Consider the following 16,375-nt stretch of genomic DNA (forward strand, 5'->3'; position numbering starts at 1 on the left):
GCCGCGCACCGCTTCCTATAATTCTTAAATTCAGATTTAGATCGTGCTCAACGTCCAGCCGACGATGTCAGCGGTGACGCGGGCGAAGGCCGCATCAAGCGCCTTCACGAAAGCCGGATTACCGGAGCCCCCGACCGGCACTGCTGCGCGAAACACTTTCTGCGCCCGAACCGTGCCGTTGCGATCGTTGAGCAGCTTCGCCGATATTTCCACGACCGCCGTGTCCGCACCCGATGTCTGCACCTCGAAGGAGCGGATATCGGTGACGATCTGGTAGTCGATGGCAAGGCCCTGCCCCGGCATGCCGACACCACCGAGGCGGCCGCTGTTTTCGAAGGCCTGAACGAGCTTCGCCTGCACGATCTTGCTGAGACTGTCGCTCCACTGCGCCTGGCCGAGATACTGGATTTCCGAGGGCGACGGGCGGATGACGATCTGGTCGCCGTCGAGCGCTTTCAGCGCTGACGGCTGTGGCACGAGAATCTGCCGGTTCTTGGCCGACGGGCCTTCCACGGAGGCTAGTGCCGAAAGGCTGAACGTATCGTTCTTGGCCGCCTTGGTGCCGCAGGCGACAAGCGTTGCCGCCAGAACGGCGATGAGGGCAGCGCGCGCCGCCGTTCCGTTCCGCAACAACTCCATACCCGATACCGTCATCTCGTCCTCAAAAGCCACAGACTCAACGTTTAGCAGTGGCACAGCACGCTGTCACGGCTGCGCTACCGGACAAATTCGCGTCCGAAACATCCGGACTGCCATTGTGGGGATAGCGCCACACCTGCCGCTCAACGTCGGGTGCGGCCATCATACTGCTTCACCGTCTCGCCGCCGAACAGCAGGCGCTGCGGGTCACGCTCGAAGCCTGATATCGCGCTGTCGAGGTTCTGGATCGTCCGGCGTGTGTCGAGAACAAGCGCCTCGACATCGCGCAGGCCCGAACCGGAGAAACGCTGGAGACCGTCGGCGATCGGGCCGATGCGGCCGTTCAGCGTATCGGCCGCCTGCTTGATCGACTGCAGCGTGGCCTTGGCCTCGGCAAAGAGCGATTCGGAATCGCCCTCGCCCAGGAAGCCGTCGAGCTTGGCGAGCACGCCATCGACACGCGTGGAGGCGGTGTTGAGCTTGTTGGTCATCTGCTGCACGTCGGTGATGATCTGATCGATATCGCCCTGCCGCTCGCCGATACGGCTGGCGACGCCCGTGACCGATGCAATCGCCTTGCGGGCATCGGCGCTCGCAACCGAGATATTGTCGATCGCGCCGCTGACCTTCTGCGTATCGACGGCAGCAATCAGGTTGTCGACCTTGTCGAGCGCCGCGTTGGCGTTCTTGCCGAAGGTATCGAAGGTTTCCGCCGTCTTGCGGAAGCCCTCGACCGTCGTCTTCACATCACCCGAGGCAGCCGCGATATCCTTGCTGATCTTGTCGACATTGCCAACGAAGTCCTCGACCTTTTTCGGATCGACGGCCTTGATGAGGTCATCGACCGAAGCGAGCGTCGAATCCAGCCGGCCCGAAAGGTTGCGGAAGGTTTCCGACAGGCCGCCGACGCTCTTCAGGAACTCGTCGATATTCTTGCCGTTGCGGGCAAGCGAATCGGAAAACTGTTCGGCATTGCTGATCGTCTTGGTCAGCGGCCCGCGCGCATCGGCGACAAAGCCCTGGATGTCGGTGATGGCGGCATCGGCGCGTTTCAGGATCTTGTCGGCGGTCGACAGGATGTTGGTGACGCTCGACTGCTCGGCCTTGAGCACGGCGGCCGTCTCCGTGTCGAAGGCCTGCTGGAGGATGTTGGGATCGCCCGCGGTGCCGCCCGATAATTCGATATAGGCCGCGCCCGTAAGCCCCTGCACCTCCAGGACGGCAGTGGTCGAGTCTTTAACTGGAGCACTGGTCGAAACCTCCGTCATGGCGACGGAAAAGCGAGGATCGGCCGCATCGATGGCAAGGCTTCGCACGGAACCGACCGGAATGCCGTTGAAGCGAACGGGCGAGCCGATGCTGAGGCCGTTGGCGGAGCCCGGAATGCGGATGGCGAGCTGCGCCATGTCACCGCCGCGGCCATACTGTGACATCCAGTAGACAAAGCCGAAAGCGGCGGCCATCACAAGCACGGTGAAGAAACCGACGATGGCGTAGTTGGCTTTCGTTTCCATGCTTCAGGCTATCCCGCTTCGCAATTCCGACAGCCGGGGCAGCGAGGCTCCCGGACATTTTGTTCACGTCTTCCGGACGATGGACCGGGCGCGCTTGCCCTTGAAATAGGACTGCACCCATGGATCGTCAAAGGCCAGCATGTCCTCGATCGTGCCTTCGACCATAACCTTCTTCTGCCCGAGCACGGCGATGCGGTCGCAGACCGAAAACAGGCTGTCGAGGTCGTGAGTCACCATATACACGGTCAATCCCAGGGTGTCGCGCAGTTTGGCGATCAGGTCGTCGAATTCGGCCGCGCCGATCGGGTCGAGACCGGAGGTCGGCTCGTCGAGGAAGACCAGCGCCGGATCGAGCGCCAGGGCGCGCGCCAGCGCCGCGCGCTTGATCATGCCGCCGGAAAGCTCTGACGGATATTTGTCGGCGGCTTCCGGTGCGAGACCCACCAGCTCGATCTTCAGTTTTGCCAGCTCGTCCATCATCGCCTGCGGCAGGTCGAGATATTCGCGCATCGGTACCTGGATGTTTTCCTTCACCGTCAGCGAGGAGAACAGGGCGCCGTGCTGGAAGAGCACGCCGAGCTTCATGTCGAGCGCCAGCCGCTGGGCTTCCGTCGCCTTGTCGAAATCCGTGCCGAAGATGCGGATGTTACCGGAACGCCGCGGCAGCAGGCGCAGGACGGTGCGCATCAAAACGGATTTGCCGGTGCCCGAGGCGCCGACGAAGCCGAGAATCTCACCGCGATAGATATCGAGGTTCAGGCTGTCGAGCACGACATTGCTGCCGAAGCCCACGGTCAGATCCTTGACCGAGAGCACGACATTGTCCTGTTTTTCTGAAGCCGGATCCATGCGCGTTCCTAGAAATCGATTGCCGCGTAGAACATGGCGAAGAGACCATCGACGAGGATGACGACGAAGATCGACTTCACCACGGCGGCCGTGACGTGACGCCCGAGCGATTCAGCGCTGCCGCCGACCTTCAAGCCCTCCACCGCTGCGACGATGCCGATGATCAGCGCCATGAACGGTGCCTTGATCATGCCGGAAACAATGGTCGAAAGATCGATCGCCTCGCGCAGGCGCGAGAGGAACGTGTCGAAGGTGATGCCGGAATAGGCCCAGGCGACGCAAGCCGCGCCGAACAGCGCGGCGAAATTGGCGATGATGGTCAGGAGCGGCAGCGCGACGGTCAGCGCCACGAGCCGCGGGAAGACGAGTACGCCGACGGGGCTGAGGCCCATGACCTTCAGCGCGTCGATCTCCTCGCGCATCTTCATCGAGCCGATCTCGGCGGTGATGGCGCTGCCCGACCGGCCGGCGATCATGATGGCGGTCAGAAGCACGCCGATTTCACGCAACTGCAGGATGCCGACGAGATCGACGACAAAGACCTCCGCCCCGAAATAGCGCAGCTGGAAGGCGCCCTGCTGGGCGATGATGGCGCCGATGAGGAACGACATCAAAAGGATGATCGGCACGGCGCGCACGCCCATGTGGTCGATCTGGTGCACGATCGCCGCCGGCGAAAGCCCGCTCCGGCGGCCGAGCTTCAACTGCGCGCCGCGCACCGCCGAACCGAGGATGAACATGGCGGCCACCATGTCCTCCCAGGCGTCCACCATGACGCGTCCGACCGGCGAAAAGACGCGCTCGAACACCGTGGAGCGCGGGGCATTGCCTTCGCGCGGTTCGGCAAGCTTTTCCGGAAGGGCGGAAATGAGATCGGCATAACGTGCGCCATCACCGTCCCTGAGATGCACGTCCGCGCCACTGGCCTGCCGGCCCGTGATCGCCCGACGCACCAGCCAGGCACCGGCCGTGTCCATTTCAGAGACGCCGCTGAGGTCGATTTCCAGAGCCCCGCCCTTGGCGCCGGCCATCTCGGCGAGACGCTTGGCAGCGGTGACCGCGGTCGTGTTCACCCAGTGGCCGGAAAGGCGCCACACCTCCCCGCCGTCGTCCGGCAGGTTTTCGCTCACGATATCGGCTGAGGGGCTGGCGGCTGTGGTCAAGTCTCTTGCATCTTCCCGTGCTTGGGGCACAACATGCGCCTGTCTTATCGGCTCGCCGGCCATCTGTCACCGAACGAACCGGCAAAACCCCGTTTCCGCCTCGAATTTTTCGGGGCCAGCCAGGATCCCGCCCCATGCACCGTAGACTGCGCGCGACCGCCGAAACCTTCCCGATTGCCGGGGCTTTCACGATTTCACGCGGCGCCAAGACGACGGCCGAGGTGGTAACGTGCGAGATAGAGTCCTCCGGCAGCATTGGAAGGGGTGAATGCGTGCCCTACGCACGCTACGGCGAATCGGTGCCCGGCGTGCTGGCAGCCATCGAGGAGATGCGCGGCGCCATCGAAGGCGGCATCGGCCGGGAGGAACTTGCCGGTACCATGCCGGCGGGTGCGGCGCGTAACGCCATCGACTGCGCCCTTTGGGACCTTGAAGCGAAACTCTCCGGGGTGCCGACCTGGCAGGTCATCAACACCGTCGCCCCGCAGAAGCTCATCACAGCCTATACCCTGTCTCTCGGCGAACCCGAGGCCATGCAGCGCCATGCGGTCGAACATGCCGGCCGCGCCCTGCTCAAGGTGAAGGTCGGGACGGCGGACGATGCCGCCCGCATCAAGGCCGTGCGAGCCGGTGCGCCTGACAGCGCCATCATTCTCGACGCCAACGAGGGCTGGACGCCGGACAATCTCGCCTATCACTTCGCCGTCTGCGCCGAGGCGCGCATCGCGCTCGTCGAACAGCCGCTGCCGGCCGGAAACGATTCGGCGCTCGCCGGCTACGTCAGGCCCATCCCCGTTTGCGCGGACGAAAGCGTGCATCGCACGCAGGATGTGGCGAAGCTTGTCGACCGCTACGACGCGATCAACATCAAGCTCGACAAGGCCGGCGGCCTGACGGAGGCCTTGGCGCTGCGCGAAGTCGCGCGCGAGCAAGGGCTGAAGGTCATGGTCGGCTGCATGGTCGGCACCTCGCTCGGCATGGCACCGGCGGTGCTTCTGGCGCAGGGCGCCGATTTCGTCGATCTCGACGGTCCGCTGCTGCTGGCCCGCGACCGGGTGCCAGGCCTGCGCTACGAGGGCTCGTCCGTCTATCCGCCGGAGGCCACGCTCTGGGGCTGAAGGCGTGAGGCCGTGACCTTGGCGGCGATCACGCAGGCAAGGCCGGCGGCAGCGATGAACGACATCAGGTAAAAGCCCTGCACACCGTACCAATTGAAGACGAAACCGGAGACGAAGGTCGCCAACGCCGTGAAAATGCCGGTGTAGAAATAGTAAAGCCCCTGCGCGGACGCTTCCTGTTCTTCCGCCACGCGTTCCACCAGCCGGCTCTGCACGCTCATATGGATGATCGCATAGGTGAAGGCGTGCAGACATTGCAGCACGAAGTAGCCGGCAAAAGACATGTCCATTGGAAAGACGATCCAGCGCAGCACGGCCACGCTGCTGCCGACGATCATCATCGACCACAGATTGAAGCGGCGCCGAAGCTGAACGGCAAAGAGGAAAAAAACCACCTCCGCCATGACGCCGGCACTCCAGAGGATGCCGACATCCACGCCGCTGAAACCCATCTTCTGCCAGTAGATCGCCGAAAAGGCGAAGAGCATGGCGTGGCTGGCGTTGACGAGCGCAACGCCGATCAGCATGAGCTGCACATCCGCCTGCCGCAGCGTGTTTTTCGTCGGCAGCGTTGCAATCGCCGAGATCGGCGACGGCCGCCGCGGCTTGCCGACGCGGGGCGCGATCACCGCGCCGAGCACGGTCAGCACGAAGCCCACCGCCATCGCCGGCAGTACCATGGCGCCGCCATAGAGGCCGGCGAGCCATCCGCCGATCATCGTCGCGACGATGAAGGCGAGCGAACCCCAGAGACGCATCCTGCCGTAGTCGAAATTCCAGCGCCGCACGCCGGACAGCATGATCGCCTCGGTAATCGGCACATAGGGCGAATAGACAGCGCCCTGCAGCGTGTAAAGCAGCAGCACCGGCCAGAAAGATCCCGTCGCAAAGAGGGCAATCGCCGTCAGCAGCGACAGCACGGCCGACCAGGCCAGCATGATCGAGCGCTCACCGATTCGATCGGCAACGACGCCGGCCACAGGTGCGGTAAAGACGCGCACGAACATCGGCACGGCCAGAATGATGCCGATCTGGAGATCGCTCATTGAAAGCGTTTCGAGCCAGACCGGAAAGAACGGCAAGGCAATGCCGTTGACCATCATGGGCGCGCTGAAAACAAGGGCGATGCGCGCGACGAAGAACGGCGGCGCGCCTGACGTCACGTTAAACCCGGAAGGGGCGGTCATGGGCGGGGAACCTGTATTGGAACGCCCTCGCTCTAGCACGCCGATGTACGTACGCCAATCCGCTATTTCTGCCAGCTGCGTCCTGTCCGCTCCGGCCTGCGCCGCTCTGCGTCAGGCGGCCTCGGCCCCGGTCGCCACCACCACTCCAATGCTGCGGCTTGCGATCGCGACGGGTTCGGGGACGGCAGTCAGCTTCTGCCAGGTGATCAGTTCCATCTCGCCGTCATAGTGCTCGGCAATCGCCGTGCAGCTTTCCACCCAGTCGCCGCTGTTGATGTAGCGGATGCCGTCGATCTCGGTGATGACGGCATGGTGGATATGACCACAGATGACGCCGTCGGCATTGTTGCGACGGGCCTCCTCGACAACCACCTTCTGGAACTCGCCGATGAAATTCACGGCCGACTTGACCTGCTGCTTGGCCCAGGACGAGAACGACCAGTAAGGCAGGCCGAGGCGGCGGCGGATGGCGGCGAAGACGACGTTGATGGCGATGGCGGCATCATAAGCCCAATCGCCGAGATAGGCGACCACGCGGGCATGGCGCACCACGACGTCGAACTCGTCGCCGTGCAGCACGAGATAGCGCTTGCCGTCGGCAGCTTCGTGGATCATGCGCTCGGCCACCTCGACGCCACCGAAATGCGTCCCTGGGAAATCGCGCAGGAATTCGTCGTGATTGCCCGGAATATAGATGATGCGCGTACCCTTGCGCGCCTTGCGCAGGATTTTTTGCGTGACGTCGTTGAAGGACTGCGGCCAGTACCAGTTGCGCTTCAGCCGCCAGCCATCGACGATATCGCCGACTAGCACGATCGTCTCGGCCTCGTGGTGGCGCAGGAAGTCGATCAGGAAATCCGCCTTGGCCGCCTTTGATCCCAGATGCACATCCGAGATGAAGAGCGTGCGGAAGTGGCGGACATTGGGGTCGGCAGGCGTCGGGTTCATACGGTTCGTCTCCGGGTGGCCGGCCGCCGCGTTCCGTTTGGGACCGGCGGCTTTCCTCCCGTTGAAAACCAGACTCCTGTTTCAAATTGATGACACACCTATGCATTTTTGGTCCGCAAATAGGCATTGCACAGGGCGCGGAATGCGGCTTTATGGGAGTTTCCGGAAACTTCACGCGGCGACGCTTTCGTGGCATGTGGAGCCGCAAACCAAAACAGCATATGGCAGGAAACATCATGAGCACGGGTGACAAACCGAGGACGCAGAACGGCCCAGTCAGTGGCGACATCGACCAGCAGGCCCTCTTCTTCCACCGCCATCCCCGCCCGGGCAAGCTCGAGATCACCGCCACCAAGCCGCTCGGCAACCAGCGCGACCTCGCCCTCGCCTATTCCCCCGGTGTCGCGGCTCCCTGCCTCGCCATCCGCGACAATCCCGAAACGGCCGCCGACTACACAGCGCGCGCCAATCTCGTGGCCGTCGTCTCGAACGGCACCGCCGTGCTCGGCCTCGGCAATATCGGTCCGCTGGCCTCCAAGCCCGTCATGGAAGGCAAGGCCGTCCTCTTCAAGAAATTCGCCGGCATCGACGTCTTCGACATCGAAATCGACGCACCGACCGTCGACGAGATGGTCAATGTCGTCTCCGCGCTGGAGCCGACCTTCGGCGGCATCAATCTCGAAGACATCAAGGCCCCGGAATGTTTCGAGGTCGAGCGCCAGCTGCGCGAGAAGATGGACATCCCTGTTTTCCACGACGACCAGCACGGCACGGCCATCATCGTCGCAGCCGCCGTCCTGAACGGCCTGGAGCTTGCCGGCAAGGCGCTCGGCGACGCCAAGATCGTCGCGTCGGGTGCGGGTGCGGCGGCCCTCGCCTGCCTCAACCAGCTCGTCGTACTCGGCGCCAAGGTGGAGAACATCTGGGTCCACGACATCGAAGGCCTCGTCTACAAGGGCCGCGAAGCGCTGATGGACCAGTGGAAGGCCATCTATGCGCAGAAGACCGACAAGCGCGCGCTGTCCGAAAGCATCGACGGCGCCGACGTCTTCCTCGGCCTGTCTGCCGCGGGCGTTCTGAAGCCCGAACTGCTTACCCGCATGGCCGAAAAGCCGTTGATCATGGCGCTCGCCAACCCGACGCCGGAAATCATGCCGGAAGAGGCCCGCGCGGTGCGCCCGGACGCGATGATCTGCACCGGCCGCTCGGACTTCCCAAACCAGGTCAACAACGTCCTGTGCTTCCCCTACATCTTCCGCGGCGCGCTCGATTGCGGCGCGCGCACGATCAACGAAGAGATGAAGATGGCCGCCGTGCGCGCCATCGCGGCACTCGCCCGTGAGGAAGTGTCGGACGTCGCCGCCCGTGCCTATTCCGGCGACACGCCGAGCTTTGGTCCGAACTACCTGATCCCCTCGCCCTTCGACCAGCGCCTGATCCTGCGCATCGCGCCGGCCGTCGCCCGTGCGGCCGCCGAAACCGGCGTGGCCACCCGCCCGATCACCGACTTCGATGCCTATCTCGATCAGCTCAACCGCTTCGTCTGGCGTTCCGGCTTCATCATGAAGCCGATCTTTGCCGCAGCGAAAAAGGCCGAGAAGAAGCGCGTGATCTTTGCTGAGGGCGAGGACGAGCGCGTGCTGCGCGCCGCCCAGGTGCTGCTGGAGGAGAATACCGCAAAGCCGATCCTCATCGGCCGTCCGCAGATCATCGAGACGCGCCTCAAGCGCTACGGCCTGCGCGTACGCCCGAATGTCGATTTCGAGGTGGTCAACCCGGAGGACGATCCGCGCTACCGCGACTATGTCGAGGACTATATCCGCCTCGTCGGCCGCAAGGGCGTCAATCCGGAAGCCGCCCGCACCATCGTGCGCACCAACCAGACGGTCATCGCAGCCCTCTCCGTCAAGCGCGGCGAAGCGGATGCCATGATCTGCGGCATCGAGGGCCGCTATGCGCGGCATCTTCGCGATGTCAGCCAGATCATCGGCAAGCGACCGGGCGTGCTCGATTTCTCCGGCCTCAGCCTGCTGATCTCGCAGCGCGGCGCGACCTTCTTCACCGATACCTATGTCACGATGGAGCCGACGGCCGAGGAAGTGGCCGAGATGACCATCATGGCTGCGCAGGAAATCCGCCGCTTCGGCATCACGCCGCGCGCAGCGCTGGTCTCCCATTCGAACTTCGGTTCACGCGATTCGGACAGCGCCCTCAAGATGCGCCGGGCGATGGAACTGGTGCGCGAACAGGATCCCGACCTCGAAGCCGACGGTGAAATGCACGGCGATGCCGCGATTTCCGAGGCGTTGCGCCAGCGCGTCATGCCGAACTCGACGCTGACGGGCGAAGCCAACCTGCTGGTCTTCCCGAATCTCGACGCTGCCAACATCACGCTCGGCGTCGTCAAGACGATGACGGACAGCCTGCATGTCGGCCCCATCCTGCTCGGCGCCGCCCTGCCCGCCCACATCCTGTCGCCATCCGCGACCTCGCGCGGTGTGGTCAACATGGCCGCACTCGCCGTCGTGGAAGCATCCTATCCGGCCTGATTGGCAAGGATCGCCTTACAAAACGGCCGCCGCCTCGGCGGCCGTTTTCGTTTGCGGGGCGGTACGATCGGCATCGTGCGCCTCCCACCAGTCGCCCAGCGCATCCACCAGCGGCATCAGGCTGAGCCCCGCTGGCGTGAGATCGTATTCGACCCGCAGCGGATAGCCATCGAAGACCGTCCGCGCGACGATGCCCGCCTTTTCCAGCTTGCGCAGCTCGAGTGTCAGGATGCGATGCGACACCGTCGGATTGTCACGGCGAAGATCGCTGAACCGCTTCGTCCCGTCCTTCAGGTAGTAGATCAAAAGCGTCGGCCAGCGTCCGCCCAGGACCTGCATGACCTCCTCGATCGGGCAACGGGAAACGAGATCCTTCATGGCGGGCTCCGGTCTGGTGACAAAAATGTGCGTAATTTACATGGGGGCGGGCAAGGCCTAGGTCCAGTGTCGCTGCGCAGCGTGGTCAACAGAAATCACGGAGAACACCATTGGAACCGATCCTCATTTATGGCTTCCCCGCCGGAAGCTCCATGGGCCTTGTGGCCGCGCTGGAATGGCTGGGAAAGCCCTATCGGCTGTGCCGCGTCGACATGCTGGGCGAGATGCGCGACGCATCCTATGCCCGGCTCAACGCCCGCCACGAGACACCGGCGCTCGTCACCGACGACGGCCGGGTGATCATCGAAACCATGGCAATCGCGCAGTGGTTTACCGCCCGCGACACGCAACGGCGTATCAGCTTCGACCCTCAATCGGCCGAAGCCGATCGCATGGTCCAGCTCATGGCCTATATCAACACCGGCTTCACCGGCGCGTTTTCTCCGCTGTGGTCGGCGCTTGAAATGGAAACGCCGGACCCGATCCTGCAGCAGTCGCTGCGCACATGGGGTCGGGAGGCCGTCATCGAGCGGCACGACAAGCTGGAGGCCATGCTCGGCGCCACGCCCTACCTCGTCGGCGAACGCCCGACGCTCGCCGACAGCGTCCTGATCGGCGTCGCCCGCTGGCTCGACTATCACGAGGTCGCGCCAGCCGAGCGCTGGCCGCGCATCGCGGCGGTCCGCCGCCGGCTGGAAGCGGACCCGGCCGTGCGTTTCGCCACCGCGCTCGAAAGCGGCGAGACCCCGGACGGCTCCGGCGCCTTCATGGGGCATGTACCGCTCGCCGAGGTCATCGAGCGTTTCGGTCGCGCCTGATGTAGAAAGGCCGGGATCAGCCCGGCCTTTCCCTCCTACGCCACCGTCAGTTCCAGCCGGCGCGTGATGCCGATCGCCTGCAGGAAGGCCTCGTCGTGGCTGACGACGAGCAGCGCGCCGTCATAGGCCCGAAGCCCCGCTTCCACGGCCTCGATGGAATCGATGTCGAGATGGTTGGTCGGCTCATCGAGGATGAGCAGCGGCGGCGGCGTCTCGCCGCCAAGCACGCAGGCAAGCCCGGCCCGCAGCAATTGTCCGCCACTGAGACTTCCGCCACCCTGCAAGGCCGCATCGGCCCGGAACATGAAGCGCGCCAGCGCCGCCCGGCAGGCGTTCTCGTTGGCCTCCGGATTGAGACGGCGGAAGTTATCTCGGATCGAGAGACCGGCATCCAGCAGGCTGACACGCTGGTCGAGCACCGCGAAGTCCGTGAAGACGCGTACGCTGCCTTGTGACGGCTGCACCTGTCCCGTCACGAGCGCGAGCAAGGTCGTCTTGCCGGAGCCGTTCGGCCCCGTCACCGCGAGGCGCTCCGGCCCCGTGATCACAACGGAAAGATCGCGAAGAACCGGCCGTTCCGGCACATAGCCAGCCGTCACGGCATCGATCTTCAGCACCGTCTTCCCGGCCGCCAGATGCGTGGAGGGTAGGCTGACGGTCAGCGGTTGGAGAATTTCGATGCGTTCGCGCGCAGTCGCAACCGCCTCGACCGCCTGTGCCTGCCGGCTTTCGGCCAGCCGCGCATTCGCCCCGCTCGTCAGCTCGCTGCGCTCCTTCATGGCACCCAGCATGATGCGCGGTATGTCGCCGCGTGCCTTTTTCCTGCGGCCGGCACCGTCCTTGCGCGCCTTCCGCTCCGCAACCACCTGAATGGTGCGTGACACTTCAGCGGCCTGTTTTTCCGCATGGGAAAGGTCGTGCTGCGCGGCCGCCAGCTCCAGCGCCTTGCGTGCGCGGTAGGCACTCCAGTTGCCGCCGTAGCGCGTGGCGCCAAGCGATGTCAGTTCGACGATGGCATCCATCGTTTCCAGCAATTCACGATCATGGCTGACGACCACTGCGCCGGCCCGCCAACCCGCGAGCATGTCGATCACGGCCTGCCTGCCGTCCCGGTCGAGGTTGTTCGTGGGCTCGTCGAGCAGCAGGAAATCCGGTGCGCTAAACAGAAGCGCCGCCAGCGCCGCGCGCGTGCGCTGTCCACCGGATAGAGTCACCAGACGCGTCTCGGCAAATGCCTCCAGCCCGACGCGGGCCAGGGCGACGGCGAGGCGCGCTTCAAGTGTCCAGTCGGCCTGCGCCAGCGCCGCGGCATCCGCCTCCCCGCGTTCGGCGCGGCGCAGCAGGTCGAGCGCCTCTTCGATGCCGAAAAGGCTGGCGACGGTTTCCTGCGGACCGACCTGCACGCTCTGGCGCAGCACGCCGATGGTGCCATCGACAGAAATGGTACCGGTAAGTGGCTGGAGATCGCCCGTCGTCAGCTTGAGCAGCGTTGTCTTGCCGACGCCGTTGCGGCCGACAAGGCCGGCGCGTTCGCGGCCGAAGCTCACATCGAGATTGGAAAGAAGCGCGTGGCCGTCAGGCGTGGACCACGAAATCTTGGAGAGGGTGATGGAAGGCATGGATACGGAATTCCCCGAGGACAAAACGAAGTCGATTTGTGATCGGGTTGAAATCCATGCTGCACCATCCGGTCGGTGTTGACGACGGAAGGATATGTAGAGCCCGACCGGCGGCCTTGCAAGAGCAAGCGGCCGGTCAGGCAGAACGAAGAGCTTAGGCCACGGGCGGCTTGTCGAGGCGCTTGGACCATTCCTCAGCCTTGCCGAGGCCTGCATCCCGCCAGGGCGATCCCTTGATGCCAAGCTTGCTGCGCAGACGCATGCCCGAGATGATCCAGCGGTTCATGCCGGATGCGATGAAGGGCAGCGACGCGATATGAAGGCCGGTGAAAGGCAGGAACGGGTTGCGGCGGAGCGATCCGTAGATCTCGATGCGCGTTGTCGTCTTGTAGCTCGGGCTGCGGGCATGGAAACCATGCGTATCTGCAACGACGAGCGTGTTGGCCTTCACGGTCATCTTCACCGGCTGGCTGTAACCAAGCGCGCCAAGCTCATCCGGCATGATGCGCAGCGAGCCGCGGGCGGAATAGATGTTCTCCAGCGCATCGGCGTTCTCGCTGATGCCGCGCTCCCAGGCGAGGCGTTGCGGCGTCATTTCGTGCGATCCCGGCACGTAGGCGAACGGGCCATCCTCTTCGCCGACATCGCGCAGGAACAGCCAGGCCTTCGCCGTCGGCTGGAACGTATCGCTGTGTAGCGCCGTCTGTGGATCGGTCGAGCCTGCGGAGACGACCGACGGCAGCGCCATGACGATCTGCACGACGAGCAGCGGCTGGCCATCGTGGGAAGAGACATAACGCAAGAGATTGGTGAGGCGCGGGTCGTTGCGCGCGGCCTTGAAGCCGGGCAGGCTTTCGAGGTCGCTGTCGTCTATGATCGCGCGCCGCGTGACCGTCGTCCCCTGCTTCATGTCATGGCGTTCGAAATCGCGTTCGGCGAGTTCCCGCGTGACGGCCTCGAAAACCTCGGGTGACAGAAAGTTCTCGATCTTCACGAAGCCGGTTTCGGCATATTGCCGACGGTGGTCCGGCGCGACGAGGTTTTCCAGCTTCTTGCGACGCCAGGCGGCCATGCGCATGGCCAGCGAGACGCGCTTTTCATGCAGGCCCTTCTTGTTGAGCCACTTGCTGCCGATAACAGGATTGTCGGCAAAGGATTTTGCGCCCGAAGCGAGCTGGAGCGCGTAGAGAGGGCTCAACAAGACTGACGATATCTTCATAGTCACCTGCCTGCGGGATGATCCTGCCGCCGAACGGGCGACCCGTGCCATAACCGGCTGTTGTATTTGCCGAGAGTGCTACACCAAGCCCCCTGCGAGATCAATTGCATGTCGCAAGCAAAGATGACTGAAGAATTCATATTATATCCCCGCCCGTTAATCACAAATTTGGGAGCGCGTTGCACCGCGCGCCCCGTGGCTTATGATAGAGATCGAAAAACGGCCACATCCGACCGTCTTCCACGCTCAACCATGGGATTTCAGGACGTGAAAGGACGCTTCCGCCTTCTGCTCGCCATCGCGACCAGCCTGCCGCTGCTCATTTCGGGCGGTGCTGCAGCGTCGGACGTCTGCGAACGGATTCAGGCGGAACTGGCGAACCTTCCCCGAGTGCTCGTCGATACGGCGAGCGCCCGAAAATATGCCGGCGCCATCGCCCGCCAGAATATCCAGCTGCGCAAGGCCAAGAGCGATCAGCGCCGTCTCGGTTGCTCCAGTGGCAGCATCACCGTCTTCGGCGGCGAGAACGAAGCGGCCTGCGATACGCTGGACGCAGTCGTCAGCAAGATGGAGCGCAATCTCTATATCCTCGATCGCAAGCGCCGCGAATTTGCCGGCGGCACATCCTCGCAAGGGTCGCGCAACCGCCTGCTCGCATCGCTGGAAACGAACGGCTGCAACGACGAGGCGAAGGTGATGCCGATTGCGGCGACCGAGACCTTGCGCACCTTGCAGGATGATACGCGCACCCTGCCGCTCGGCACGATGCCCGAGGATGGCGAGCGGCTGCAACTGCGCTCGCTCGGCGGCAGTTCCGGCCATGGGAACCTGCGTACCGTCTGCGTGCGTACATGTGACGGCGGTTTCTTTCCCATTTCCTCCGGAGCCACGCCACTCGATTTCCGCCGCGACCAGAAGGTCTGCGCGATGATGTGCCCGCAGACCGAGACGCAGCTCTTCTACCAGTCGATGACGCCGGGCCAGGAAACCGAGCAGATGACCTCGACCGTCACCGGCCGACCCTACCGCGATCTCGAACACGCCTTCGGCTACCGCACCCGCGACCTCTCGAAGCCCGGCGCGTGCGGCTGCAATCTCTCCGCCTACTATCAGGAGATGATCAAACGCCAGAAGGCCATGAAGGGCGACACGGCGAGCACGGCGGACGGCGGTCTCCCGGAAACCGGCTCCGTCACGACGATCACCACCCTGCCGCACAAGCAGGAAACGATGAAAACACCTGCGAAGATCGAGGATCGCGTCTACGATCCCACCCACAACAAGGTGCGCACCGTCGGCCCCGCCTTCCTGCCGGAAAACGAGTCCGCCATCGATCTCGGCCGCCCGGCCGATGCCGGCGTCAACTGACGACGCTATAGCGTTTCCGGCCAGCGTTCTTCGAATACAAGCTCCTCCAGCGGCAGGCGCTGCCGCCAGCCTTTCACCGCAAGCTCCGGCTCGGCGTAGAGTTGGTCGACGAAGCCGACACAGAGCCAGGCGACGATTTCCACATGTTGGGGAATGCCGAGAATTTCCCTGACATCGTCGTCGTGGAAAATGCTGACCCAGCCGACGCCGACGCCTTCCGCGCGGGCAGCAAGCCAGAGGTTCTGCACGGCACAGACTGTGGAATAGACATCCATGCGCGGATTGTGCGTTCGGCCCAGCACCACGGCGCCGCCACGCGTGGGATCGCAGGTCACGCAAATCGACAGCGGCGCCTTCAGGATACCCTCTAGCTTCAACGCCCGGTATTGCGTCTGCCGTTCGCCGGTAAACATATCGGCGGCCTCGGCATTGGCCTTGAGGAAAGCGCCATGCACGGCACGCCGTGTTGCCTCGCTGCGCACCAGCAGGAAGTTCCACGGTTGCATGAAGCCGACGGAAGGCGCGCTGTGGGCGGCCTGAAGCAGGCGACCGACAAGATCGTGCGGCAACGGATCCGGCAGGAACTGGTCGCGCACATCACGGCGCGTTTCGATGGCGCGATAGACGGCCTGTCTTTCCTCGCACGGGAAAGCGCCGGCCCGGACGAGGTCGTCCGAGAGTTCTGTTCGCATCGTCTTCTCCCCAACAATGCGTACAACCTGCCGCCGTCCGCGCGGTTCGGTCTATCTCGCCAGGCCGGTCTTCTGACTTCGGTTCACACGGTCCGCGCCTGCCTTCCCGGTTCAACAACCAGTGGCAAAAGCCTGAATCGATTCAAACTTTTACGGCGCGAGCCATCCCCGTCACAGCGTTGGGCACGTTCCGGACCTGGGCTTGGACACCCGCACCGGCTTCCCGATTCTCCCGCCTCGAACGGGCACCTGACTGAGATGGATATGCGCATGGCCTGCCGGCGCGATCAAGTCCGCCCACGCCGCGCACAGCC

14 protein-coding genes and 1 riboswitch are annotated in these 16,375 nt (G+C 63.9%); of the genes, 4 read left to right on the plus strand and 10 right to left on the minus strand.

Annotated elements, in window-relative coordinates:
* Positions 1 to 36 precede the first annotated feature (36 nt).
* From MUO32_RS11410 to MUO32_RS11425, 4 genes are all read right to left on the minus strand, one after another.
* Complete coding sequence (locus MUO32_RS11410) at positions 37 to 654, minus strand: ABC-type transport auxiliary lipoprotein family protein (protein ID WP_257948405.1); 618 nt, start codon at positions 652 to 654, stop codon at positions 37 to 39.
* 128 nt (positions 655 to 782) lie between these two features.
* The gene (locus MUO32_RS11415; RefSeq protein ID WP_257948406.1) at positions 783 to 2,153 is read right to left on the minus strand and encodes an MlaD family protein; all 1,371 of its coding nucleotides are present in this window, start codon (positions 2,151 to 2,153) and stop codon (positions 783 to 785) included.
* A 63-nt stretch (positions 2,154 to 2,216) separates the two neighbouring features.
* The gene (locus MUO32_RS11420) at positions 2,217 to 3,002 is read right to left on the minus strand and encodes an ABC transporter ATP-binding protein (protein WP_257948407.1); all 786 of its coding nucleotides are present in this window, start codon (positions 3,000 to 3,002) and stop codon (positions 2,217 to 2,219) included.
* An 8-nt stretch (positions 3,003 to 3,010) separates the two neighbouring features.
* A complete protein-coding gene (locus MUO32_RS11425) occupies positions 3,011 to 4,228 on the minus strand; it encodes an ABC transporter permease (RefSeq protein WP_257948408.1) in 1,218 nt (405 codons plus the stop codon).
* 71 nt (positions 4,229 to 4,299) lie between these two features.
* On the opposite strand from MUO32_RS11425, the gene dgcA reads away from it, so the two are divergent.
* On the plus strand, positions 4,300 to 5,283 hold the full coding sequence (gene dgcA, locus MUO32_RS11430) for an N-acetyl-D-Glu racemase DgcA (RefSeq protein ID WP_257948410.1): 984 nt from the start codon (positions 4,300 to 4,302) through the stop codon (positions 5,281 to 5,283).
* Here dgcA and MUO32_RS11435 read toward each other — a convergent pair.
* Together MUO32_RS11435 and MUO32_RS11440 are read right to left on the minus strand one after the other, a co-directional pair.
* On the minus strand, positions 5,253 to 6,470 hold the full coding sequence (locus tag MUO32_RS11435) for an MFS transporter (protein WP_257948411.1): 1,218 nt from the start codon (positions 6,468 to 6,470) through the stop codon (positions 5,253 to 5,255). The two genes, dgcA and MUO32_RS11435, sit on opposite strands and share 31 nt — an antisense overlap.
* Positions 6,471 to 6,581: 111 nt before the next feature.
* The gene (locus MUO32_RS11440; RefSeq protein WP_257948412.1) at positions 6,582 to 7,418 is read right to left on the minus strand and encodes a UDP-2,3-diacylglucosamine diphosphatase; all 837 of its coding nucleotides are present in this window, start codon (positions 7,416 to 7,418) and stop codon (positions 6,582 to 6,584) included.
* Positions 7,419 to 7,654: 236 nt separating this feature from the next.
* On the opposite strand from MUO32_RS11440, the gene MUO32_RS11445 reads away from it, so the two are divergent.
* Positions 7,655 to 9,967, plus strand: coding sequence for an NADP-dependent malic enzyme (locus tag MUO32_RS11445; protein ID WP_257948413.1), 2,313 nt, complete (start codon positions 7,655 to 7,657; stop codon positions 9,965 to 9,967).
* Between the two features lie 15 nt (positions 9,968 to 9,982).
* On the opposite strand, the gene MUO32_RS11450 is transcribed toward MUO32_RS11445, so the two are convergent.
* On the minus strand, positions 9,983 to 10,345 hold the full coding sequence (locus MUO32_RS11450) for a helix-turn-helix domain-containing protein (protein WP_257948414.1): 363 nt from the start codon (positions 10,343 to 10,345) through the stop codon (positions 9,983 to 9,985).
* Between the two features lie 110 nt (positions 10,346 to 10,455).
* On the opposite strand from MUO32_RS11450, the gene MUO32_RS11455 reads away from it, so the two are divergent.
* Complete coding sequence (locus MUO32_RS11455) at positions 10,456 to 11,163, plus strand: glutathione S-transferase family protein (protein ID WP_257948415.1); 708 nt, start codon at positions 10,456 to 10,458, stop codon at positions 11,161 to 11,163.
* A 35-nt stretch (positions 11,164 to 11,198) separates the two neighbouring features.
* On the opposite strand, the gene MUO32_RS11460 is transcribed toward MUO32_RS11455, so the two are convergent.
* Positions 11,199 to 12,782 carry an ABC-F family ATP-binding cassette domain-containing protein gene (locus MUO32_RS11460; RefSeq protein ID WP_257948416.1) on the minus strand — a complete coding sequence of 528 codons (1,584 nt, stop codon included), beginning with the start codon at positions 12,780 to 12,782 and terminating at the stop codon, positions 11,199 to 11,201.
* A gap of 154 nt (positions 12,783 to 12,936) precedes the next feature.
* A complete protein-coding gene (locus MUO32_RS11465) occupies positions 12,937 to 13,980 on the minus strand; it encodes a phytanoyl-CoA dioxygenase family protein (RefSeq protein ID WP_257948418.1) in 1,044 nt (347 codons plus the stop codon).
* 288 nt (positions 13,981 to 14,268) lie between these two features.
* Between MUO32_RS11465 and MUO32_RS11470 the strand changes: the two genes are divergently transcribed.
* Positions 14,269 to 15,369, plus strand: a complete 1,101-nt coding sequence (locus MUO32_RS11470) for a DUF2865 domain-containing protein (protein ID WP_257948419.1) — start codon at positions 14,269 to 14,271, stop codon at positions 15,367 to 15,369.
* Between the two features lie 5 nt (positions 15,370 to 15,374).
* Here the strand turns inward: MUO32_RS11470 and bluB are convergent, their stop codons facing one another.
* On the minus strand, positions 15,375 to 16,061 hold the full coding sequence (gene bluB / locus MUO32_RS11475) for a 5,6-dimethylbenzimidazole synthase (protein ID WP_257948420.1): 687 nt from the start codon (positions 16,059 to 16,061) through the stop codon (positions 15,375 to 15,377).
* Positions 16,062 to 16,105: 44 nt separating this feature from the next.
* A riboswitch (cobalamin riboswitch) is annotated at positions 16,106 to 16,329 on the minus strand.
* Positions 16,330 to 16,375 lie beyond the last annotated feature (46 nt).

The sequence above is a fragment of the Shinella sp. CPCC 101442 genome (assembly GCF_024704725.1).
Classification (GTDB): Bacteria; Pseudomonadota; Alphaproteobacteria; order Rhizobiales; family Rhizobiaceae; genus Shinella.

What these genes read in the sequence shown, in the direction of transcription:
- MUO32_RS11435 (WP_257948411.1), bottom strand. Translation starts at nt 6,470, where the DNA reads ATGACCGCCCCTTCCGGGTTTAACGTGACGTCAGGCGCGCCGCCGTTC.
- MUO32_RS11415 (WP_257948406.1), bottom strand. Translation starts at nt 2,153, where the DNA reads ATGGAAACGAAAGCCAACTACGCCATCGTCGGTTTCTTCACCGTGCTT.
- bluB (WP_257948420.1), bottom strand. Translation starts at nt 16,061, where the DNA reads ATGCGAACAGAACTCTCGGACGACCTCGTCCGGGCCGGCGCTTTCCCG.
- MUO32_RS11440 (WP_257948412.1), bottom strand. Translation starts at nt 7,418, where the DNA reads ATGAACCCGACGCCTGCCGACCCCAATGTCCGCCACTTCCGCACGCTC.
- MUO32_RS11450 (WP_257948414.1), bottom strand. Translation starts at nt 10,345, where the DNA reads ATGAAGGATCTCGTTTCCCGTTGCCCGATCGAGGAGGTCATGCAGGTC.
- MUO32_RS11445 (WP_257948413.1), top strand. Translation starts at nt 7,655, where the DNA reads ATGAGCACGGGTGACAAACCGAGGACGCAGAACGGCCCAGTCAGTGGC.
- MUO32_RS11420 (WP_257948407.1), bottom strand. Translation starts at nt 3,002, where the DNA reads ATGGATCCGGCTTCAGAAAAACAGGACAATGTCGTGCTCTCGGTCAAG.
- MUO32_RS11410 (WP_257948405.1), bottom strand. Translation starts at nt 654, where the DNA reads ATGACGGTATCGGGTATGGAGTTGTTGCGGAACGGAACGGCGGCGCGC.
- MUO32_RS11460 (WP_257948416.1), bottom strand. Translation starts at nt 12,782, where the DNA reads ATGCCTTCCATCACCCTCTCCAAGATTTCGTGGTCCACGCCTGACGGC.
- dgcA (WP_257948410.1), top strand. Translation starts at nt 4,300, where the DNA reads ATGCACCGTAGACTGCGCGCGACCGCCGAAACCTTCCCGATTGCCGGG.
- MUO32_RS11425 (WP_257948408.1), bottom strand. Translation starts at nt 4,228, where the DNA reads ATGGCCGGCGAGCCGATAAGACAGGCGCATGTTGTGCCCCAAGCACGG.